Raw genomic sequence first — 8,769 nt, forward strand, 5'->3', positions numbered from 1 at the left:
CCGATTGTTTTCAAAAGACTGTCTTTTTCCTCTTCCTGTTTTCTCGTTTCTTCTGATTTCTTATTCGGTCGTTCAAAAATGTCAGCTAGTCCTGCAATTGCCTGTGCTTTCCATTGGGAAATCTGATTCGGATGAATGCCATACTTTACTGCAATTTCCTGAATTGTAGATTCTTCTCGTAATGCTTCAAGTGTAACTTTTGCCTTGAAATCCTTGCTGAATGACTGTCGTTTCTTTGCCATGTGCTAACCGCCCTGTTTAATTTATCGGCTGTTTGCACCTTAAATCTGCTCCTTTTTCTGTATCGTTTTACGCACTCATTTTACAGTTCTATGCTATCAAGCGCTGCCAGAAAAGGCTTGCCAGAAATCAAGGCGGTATTGTCTGGCATACTCAGGGATCTGGAAAATCTCTTACAATGGTCTGGCTTACAAAATGGATTTTGGAAAACATAACCGGAGCAAGAGTACTTATCATCACCGACCGCGAAGAACTTGATGACCAGATAGAAAAGATTTTTACCGGAGTTGATTTACAGATCGCCCGATCAAAAAGCAGCGATGACCTTTTGAATCTGCTCAATAATTATGATTCACGTCTTATGTGTTCTCTTATTCATAAATTTGGCAGAAGAACTGGTGAAGTAAGCGATCTGGATTATGAAAAATATGTAGAAGAACTTAAGAAAACTATTCCTGTTGGTTTTAGTGTAAAAGATAAGGTATTTGTTTTTGTTGATGAATGTCATCGAACTAATTCGGGAAAACTTCATCTTGCCATGAAATCTATCATGCCGGATTCTGTGTTCATAGGATTTACAGGAACTCCTCTTTTAAAAGTAGATAAAGAACAAAAGACAACTGCTACTTTATTCGGTGGTTTCATCCATACATACAAATTTGATCAGGCAGTTCGAGATGGAGTTGTTCTTGATTTGCGTTATGAAGCAAGAAATGTTCCGAAGGAAGTTAGCAGCAAAGATAAAATTGATGCCTGGTTTGAAGCAAAAACAAAAGGTCTTATGCCAAAAGCAACAGCGGCCTTAAAAGAAAAATGGGCAACCTTGCAGCAGCTTTACAGTTCAAAAGACCGTCTTGAAAAAATTGCTTTGGATATAATTTTTGATTTTGAAACAAAACAACGTCTGTGTGATGGCAGGGGAAATGCGCTCCTGGTTGCAGGAAGTATTGCAGAAGCCTGTCGTTATTATGAAATTTTTCAGGAAAAGAATTTTAAGAACTGCGCAATTGTTTCTTCATATAAGCCTAATCGCGGAGAACTTAGAACAGATTTTTCAAGCATAACAGAAGATTCAGAAAACTGGAAAAAACAGAAAGCATATCTAAAAATGTTAGGCTACGACCCGGATGTTTCTGTTGAAGATGATGATTTTTATAAAAAGATTGAAGCCTTTGAAAAACGTGTAAAAGATATGTTTGTAGATGAACCTGCAAACATGCAGCTTTTAATCGTTGTAGATAAATTGCTTACTGGATTCGATGCTCCTCCTTGTACTTACCTTTATATCGACAAGCCAATGCACGACCATGGTTTGTTTCAGGCAATCTGCCGGGTTAACCGTCTGGATGGAGATGATAAAGAGTTTGGTTATGTAGTTGATTACAAGGAGCTCTTTGGAGATTTAAAAGACGCAGTTAATTCATATACAGGAAACGCTTTAAGCGGATTTGATGAAGAAGATATTTCTGGTCTTTTGAAAAATAAACTCGAAGAAGGCAAGAAACGTTTTGAATTCTTGTTGCAGGAACTTGAAACATTGACTGATGATGTTGAATATCCTCGTGACCAGCTTGCATTTAAACATTTCTTCTGTGGTGAAAGTGGAACTGTAGATCCTGATAATGACCATGATTTTGCTAAACTCAGAAGCAAAATGTACAAACTTGTTTCAAGTCTTGCCAGAGCTTATGCAGATTTAAAGCCTGCTTTCGATGATGTTGGTTATTCAAAAGAAGAGCAGGAAAAATACAACAGGCTTGTAAAAGAATATGTCGATTTAAAAGATGAAATCGGACTTTCCAGCGGTGATTTTATTGATCTTAAGCAATATGACAGTGCAATGCGTCATCTTATTGACAATTATATTTCTGCTTCTGATTCTGAAAAACTTGGAGACATGGAAAACTTTACTCTTCTTGCTTATATTCAGAAAAAGCAGGAAGAAGATTTGAAAAACGGCAATTCTGAATCTGATAAGAAACATAAATCTGCACAGCCAAACGTAGCAGAAACAATTGAAAATAATATCCGCAGAAAAATTATAGAAAAGACTCCTGTTAATCCAAAGTATTATCAGAAAATGTCGGAACTGTTCCAGACTTTGATTGATGAAAGAAAAGAAGAAGTTGCATCATATAAAGAAATGCTGGAAAAATATGCAGGACTTGTAATTCAGGTAGAAAATCCAGAAGAAAATAATTCTCATCCAGAAGCAATCCGTACAAGTCAGGCACTTTGCGCTTTGTATGACAACTTTGGCGAAGATGAAGAATATGCTTTAGCCTTGCATAAAGCTGTCCTTGATACAAAGCAGGATCACTTTAGAGGTGACTTAATTAAAGAAAGACAGATTAAAGGCGGAATTTATCGTGTTGTGCAGAAGTATATGAATAAAGCAGAGCGTGATGAGCAGATGGCTACTGTTGAAAAAATATACGAAATTGTAAAAGAACAGGCAGAATACTGATGAATATTAATATAAGTGGAATTGATGTTCAAATAAATAAAAAGAATATCAAGAATATGCATTTATCAGTAAAGCCTCCTCTTGGTAATGTTGTTGTGTCTGCACCTCTCCTAATGAGCCAGAAGTCCATAGAAAATTTTGTACGACTGAATTTTGGCTGGATAAAAAAACAGCAGGAAAAATTTGCAAATCAGCCAAGAATGACAGCCCGTCAATATGTAAGCGGTGAAACTTATTACATTTTGGGAAAGCAATTTTTTTTGGAATTTAAGCCTTCACAAAAGCGTGCTTTTAAGATTGACGGCAACAAAATCATTCTGGAAATGAAAGCAGAATCTACAGCAGAGCAAAGAGAGCGCTTTATTCGTGAGGAGTTTAGAAAGATTTTAATTGAACAATTAAACAGACTTATTCCTAAATGGGAAGAAAGAACAGGTCTTTATTGCGATTCTTTCAAAACAAAATATATGCTTACCCGCTGGGGAACTTGTAATTCAAAGGCAAAACGTATCTGGATAAATTTACAGATGGTCGAAAAACCTCTGGAATGTCTTGAATATATTATTTTACATGAACTGACTCATTTGAAAGTTCCCAATCATGGCAAAGACTTTATTGCAAATATGGACAAATATATGCCTGACTGGAAAGACAGAAAGAATTTATTAAACGAACAAATATTAGATTGTTATAAGGAATGATATCTAACAACACCTAGCGTCTTATTACAAAGCCTTGCAATTGCAGGCTTTTTTTATATTAAACTACAACTTTAATTATATTTCGCTCTAAATATATATAATACAAGAAATTAAGAAGGATTGCATTTGTAAGGCCAAACAGTTGTACAAACACTTTTTGGAGGCGTGTAATGCGTTTCAAATGTCCTTTCGTTCTTTTTAAGAAAACACTACGCAGTGGAAAAAAAGTTTGGTATTACTATTTCTATGATGAATATAACAAAAGGCATCAGTTTAGTACAGGCTGCACAATTAAGGCTCAAGCCGAAGCAGTATGCATGGAGTTGTATCGTTCTGGAGCAATGATTCCGACTGTTAAAAATCCGCTCGCTTTGTTATCTTCCAGACCTCTTGAACAACACGGCTCCACTCCTCTGTTCCGTGAGTACACAGGAAATTTCTTCATATACGATAAATGTGAATATTTCAAAAAGAAAAGAGAGCATGGTTTTAATCTTACAAAAAACTATGCCCATCAAAAACGTTGTGAACTTGAAAGATACATCCTTCCTTTTTGGGGAGAGCATCATTTAAATAATTTCACAGACAAAAGAATTGATGAATGGATTTCCTGGCTTAGAGATAACTTTCATTTAAGCAACAAAACAATCAATAATGTAATTAGCGGATTAAAAGTCATTCTTAGTTATGCTTACAAAACTGGCGTTACAGAAGTTAATTATTCTGAAAAGGTTGTTAAACTGAAAAATGACTCGAAGACTCATGGAATTCTTTCAAAGGCAGATGTTGAAAAAATGTTCGATGAAACAAATCTTGAATCAGTATGGAATGGTAATATGCTACATTATACGCTGAATCTCTTGGCTTCAAAAACAGGTTTAAGATTAGGAGAAGTTCAGGCATTTCGTAAAGAAAATATCTTTGAAGATCATCTGCTGATAAATCATGGATATGTTGAAAAGTTTGGTTTACAAGATACTAAGAATCATAAGCCCCGTGTTATACCTATTCAAAAAGAGCTTTATGAGAAGTTGATTTCACTTTCTCTTGTACAGACTGAAGGAGAATATATTTTCTCATCAACAAAAGGAAAACTTCCAATAATCCGTGCAGAGATAAACAGGTATTTAAAAAGAGCTCTGGAAAATATTGGTATCAGCAAAGAAGAACAGAAAGCCCGGTTTATTACTTTTCACAGCTGGCGTCATTTTGCAAATAGTAACCTTATAAACAGCGGAGTCCCGAGATCAATTGTTCAAAGTGTTATTGGACATGTTAACGACGATGCCATGACCGAGCATTATACCCATGTCTCGCTTGATGATGCGAAGGTTGTTTTGGAAGTTTTATAAATATCATGTATTCAGTAATACAGGTCCTATAATAGAACCTGTATTACTTTCTCTATTTATTTAACGAAGAAGTCTTAGAAGGTAATACATTTATTGTTTTTTTCCTTACGGTACCTCTTTCAATTTTGAAATTCTTTGATAAATAAAATGTATCTAATGTAAAATTATATGGAATTTTATGATTATTTGGATTTATCATTTTATGAAGATACCAGTCATTCATCAAATCATTATTGTTAAAATAAAGAGGACTTGAAGAAATCGCATTTGGAATGGACATACATCCTTCAGTTTTGTTAATTCTTTCAAGAAGACCATTTATACCTTTTACTTTATTCTGAAGAACACCGTAAAGATGTTTTTCATTATCAATCCATTCAAATCCGTCATTCTTGCTATTTACATAAACAGGCAGATAAACAAAGCAGAATTTCTTTTGAGATTTTCTCAAGATACGGTGAGTAACCTGATTTACAATAGCCGGATTCCACCAGAGATTGAGAACAACGAGATGATTTGCACATTCAAGTGATTCTCCAGTACCAAGTTTCTGTATTGTAGTGAGTAAGATTTTATGTTTGTCAGAAGTTTTAAAATCCTGAAGATTTGTTTTGTTATCGCTTCCTTCGATTCCTGAGTCCGAACCAACGACTTTTACAGGATTAAAGTCCTTAAGATAATGTTCAAGGAAATTTAAAGGCTCTTTGTATGTACAAAATACAACAATCTTATCGTCTGCTGGAACAGATTTAGCAAGTTCCTTAACAAACTTGAGTTTATTGGATATTGTTTCATTTGGATCAACGGCCTCATATTTTTCAGGATAAAGAAGTGTTTGATGAACTCTTTGAAAGTCATTGTTGTTAATTTTTTCAGCCATTTGTAAATGTGTAGGATTGATTGTAATTGGTACAAATGTCATCTGAACTTTGGTGGAATCAATTTGATTTCTTTCTCCAAAATAGAAAAACTTATTTGGAGTTGCAAGTTTTTCTTCAATTCTTTGGAATTCAAGTTCAGAAGCCTCCTTATTTTTGATTCTTTCAAAGAGTTCATCATTATGGAAGAAACAGTAAGTAGTATGGAAATCTTGATATGAGTTTTGGGCAGGAGTTCCAGTAATTCCCAGTTTGTACTTTACTTTTTGATTGAATGCAGCCATAAGAAGTGCTCTATCTTGGATTTCTGTCGAATTTGTTAATCTATGTACTTCATCGTAAATAATTACTGATGGAATGTTTTTGTCATATAATCCGTTTGCAAGATCAAGTGCAAAACTTTCGATGGTCGTTATGTACGCACTGTTTGGAATAAAATTCAGTTCAGAGCTCTTTATGGTTTCAGTTCTCTTCGTTCCTCTGATTACTTCGAATTTTTGTATTCCATATTCACTCAATCTTTCACGCCATTCTCCAGATGCTTTTGCGATATTACCAGGAGCAATAATAAGAATATAGCTTTCAAGAGGTACTTTCTTGCAAAGTTCTGCAACTGCACATGCTGCTGTCCGTGTTTTACCTCTACCCATATCAAGACAAAGCGTAGGCGTATTACCACTACTCAGCCAGTGATTAAGAATAAAGTTTTTTCCTGCTAACTGTTCATTAGATAAAGCCCTTGGATCAGAATATACTTTTCTGGCATTTTCAAGTTTTGAAGCCATTTGAATATATTCTTTGCATGCCTGTTCAACAAAAAATTCATACTCGCTAATTACTGTATCTGAAATAATAATATTAAGATCCAAGAATGATTCACTTGTAAGAATATCAATCACATTCATTTTTTCAGGTAATTTCTTGTTTCTGTTCATGTTAGGATTTTTCTGAACAGTTTCAAACATCTGGGAAAGGATACTTATAAAATATTTGTAAGATGAATAAATCTTATTGTCCTTAAGCCAATAAAAATTCTTCTTTGTTCCAAGACGTGCAGATAATAAGTATGGTTTTTCATCTTCATTAAGATAATAGCGAATATTCTCTGATTTCTGTTGTTTTGCATCTGTTGCAGGTATAATTGAAATCCATTTATTGCCTTTTATATATTCTGCTTTCTCATTTTGTTCAGCTTCTTCATTATCATCATCAAAAAAGAATGAATCATACATCGTCCTTTCTTTGCTTAAGATGTTTAAAAAGCTGTTGAATTTTTTATGCAGCTTTTCGGTAGAACTGATAAGCTTATTAAGGTCATCCATAGGTATTATTACTACATTTTTGAATTCAAAATCAGTATTCTGACGAAGAGAGATACAGGCGTTTATTTTCGTGATTGAATCCAAATCTGATTTATAGGTTTCATTATAGATTTCAAGCTGTTCTCTGTCAGTTTCAGCTTTTTCCATGATGGTCCTGACATTCTTTAAAATATCCAGTAAGAGTGTGATAAGTCCTGCCTGGAAAAAACAGTTAATAATAAGTATATCATCAAATGACTATGCTTTAAGATTTCTTATCGCCTTTCTAACTGCAAAATCTTTTGGAAGAATACGCATAAAATAAGGAAAAACTGCCTGATAGAATTGATAGTATTCAATAGAGTATTTTCTATAATCTGTTATATTGGTAAGCATTTCATTTATTTTTTGACTTAAAAGTCTGAGAAACGAAACTTTATCAGTGAGTCTAACTTTATCACTATCATTACTTTTTAATTTACTACCCATTTCATTTGCAAGTCTTTTAAGTTCTTCTGTGAGTACTTCGAGATCTGAGAGAGTCGTTTCATCCTCAGGAATCTGAAAGTTGGCATTACTCAACGCTGCTTTCATAAAATCATCAAATGATAAGTTAAGACATTGAAAAATATTCATCATAAAAAGAGTATCTTTTGTAAAACCAAGGAACAGTTTGTCTGAAGACGCCTTTCTGTTTGTACCTAAGTTTCTGTATTGGTATCTGAAGGAATCAAAATTTATTACTTTCCCACCAGATGCATCAGATTCCTAAAAAATTGGATTTAAATTCTGATATACAGTGCTGACAGAATGACAGTCTGCATGAAGTTCTTTTTTTAATATTTCTTCTGTCTTTTGACAGAGAAGTTTATCTGTATTTTTTATAGATGTTTTCATAGATAAGTCTCCTAGAAACAATATCATAGACAATACCCCTTGAGGGATTGTTATGGAGTTGAGAAAATTTATTGTTCTTTGACTTATATGCTATTGGTTCTTTTATTTTCTTTGATTTTTTTTTCGCAGATACCTGTAGCACAGGTTGCGGTTTGAATAAACTATAAAGAATAGATAAATAATTAGAAGTGGTTTAATTTTTTAGGTTGGTGATAGATAGAATTATGGAATACTTTATGATTAATGCAATTTCTGATACCTCCTTGTTTAGTAAGTTTTAGAAATTATTACATCAGTTATTATCAAGCTTTGATATTTTTGTGTTTTCAATACATTGCATAATACGTTAGCTACAATATGTCATTTTATATATACATAGTTACTATCAAAAAGACTTATTCTTAGTCTTATTTGATGTATTTAAAATTGTATTTCAAATAATGTGTTTTAAAACCAATTATTCATGTCAAAGAACTGTTTATCGACATACAGTCGATACCAATAAGATAATAAAACATGTTTTCAACGTCAAGTGTCCTTCGAATTCTATTTTTTGGTAAAATTCGGTGTATTTTTTTTTCTGCATACATTTTATTTGGGGTATTTGAAAGGATACAATAAAAGTGCAGTCGAAAAATACCTAAAATTTTACGAAAATAAAGAGAGGTATTTCGAATGCAAAGGTACAGCAAAGAATTCAGGGAAGAAGCAATTTCGCTTTCAGATGAGATTGGACCAAAGAAGGCAGCACAGCAGCTGGGCATAAACTACGCAACCTTAATTGACTGGAGAAAGAAAAGAAAAACAAAAGAAAAGAAAGAAAAATCAACAGAAGAACCAAAAACTGTCGAGGAACTGCAGAAAGAAATTGCAGAATTGAAAAAAGCCAATGACATACTGAAGGATGCCCTCGGTTTTTTCGCACTAGACCGG

8 protein-coding genes are annotated in these 8,769 nt (G+C 33.7%); 4 read left to right on the forward strand and 4 right to left on the reverse strand.

Annotation, left to right across the window (positions count from 1 at the left end; translation table 11 throughout):
• Nucleotides 1–242 (reverse strand): transposase (locus B5D47_RS11085; RefSeq protein ID WP_143592708.1); only part of this gene is annotated, 242 nt, incomplete at its 3' end.
• A gap of 32 nt (nucleotides 243–274) precedes the next feature.
• Here B5D47_RS11085 and B5D47_RS11090 point away from each other — a divergent pair.
• From B5D47_RS11090 to B5D47_RS11100, 3 genes are all read left to right on the forward strand, one after another.
• Nucleotides 275–2,707, forward strand: a complete 2,433-nt coding sequence (locus B5D47_RS11090) for a type I restriction endonuclease subunit R (RefSeq protein ID WP_159443537.1) — start codon at nucleotides 275–277, stop codon at nucleotides 2,705–2,707.
• Nucleotides 2,707–3,408, forward strand: coding sequence for a M48 family metallopeptidase (locus B5D47_RS11095; protein WP_078931898.1), 702 nt, complete (start codon nucleotides 2,707–2,709; stop codon nucleotides 3,406–3,408). Before B5D47_RS11090 ends, B5D47_RS11095 begins: the two co-directional genes overlap by 1 nt.
• Nucleotides 3,409–3,578: 170 nt before the next feature.
• Nucleotides 3,579–4,760, forward strand: coding sequence for a tyrosine-type recombinase/integrase (locus tag B5D47_RS11100; RefSeq protein ID WP_078931899.1), 1,182 nt, complete (start codon nucleotides 3,579–3,581; stop codon nucleotides 4,758–4,760).
• A gap of 52 nt (nucleotides 4,761–4,812) precedes the next feature.
• Here B5D47_RS11100 and B5D47_RS11105 read toward each other — a convergent pair whose 3' ends face one another.
• From B5D47_RS11105 to B5D47_RS11835, 3 genes are all read right to left on the reverse strand, one after another.
• Complete coding sequence (locus B5D47_RS11105; protein WP_078931900.1) at nucleotides 4,813–7,107, reverse strand: helicase-related protein; 2,295 nt, start codon at nucleotides 7,105–7,107, stop codon at nucleotides 4,813–4,815.
• A gap of 90 nt (nucleotides 7,108–7,197) precedes the next feature.
• A complete protein-coding gene (locus B5D47_RS11110; RefSeq protein WP_078931901.1) occupies nucleotides 7,198–7,578 on the reverse strand; it encodes a hypothetical protein in 381 nt (126 codons plus the stop codon).
• Nucleotides 7,579–7,707: 129 nt separating this feature from the next.
• On the reverse strand, nucleotides 7,708–7,836 hold the full coding sequence (locus tag B5D47_RS11835) for a hypothetical protein (protein ID WP_268811085.1): 129 nt from the start codon (nucleotides 7,834–7,836) through the stop codon (nucleotides 7,708–7,710).
• Nucleotides 7,837–8,511: 675 nt separating this feature from the next.
• Here B5D47_RS11835 and B5D47_RS11115 point away from each other — a divergent pair.
• A partial coding sequence (locus tag B5D47_RS11115) for a transposase (RefSeq protein WP_078931902.1) occupies nucleotides 8,512–8,769 on the forward strand: 258 nt, incomplete at its 3' end.

The sequence above is a fragment of the Treponema berlinense genome (assembly GCF_900167025.1).
Lineage (GTDB): Bacteria > Spirochaetota > Spirochaetia > Treponematales > Treponemataceae > Treponema_D > Treponema_D berlinense.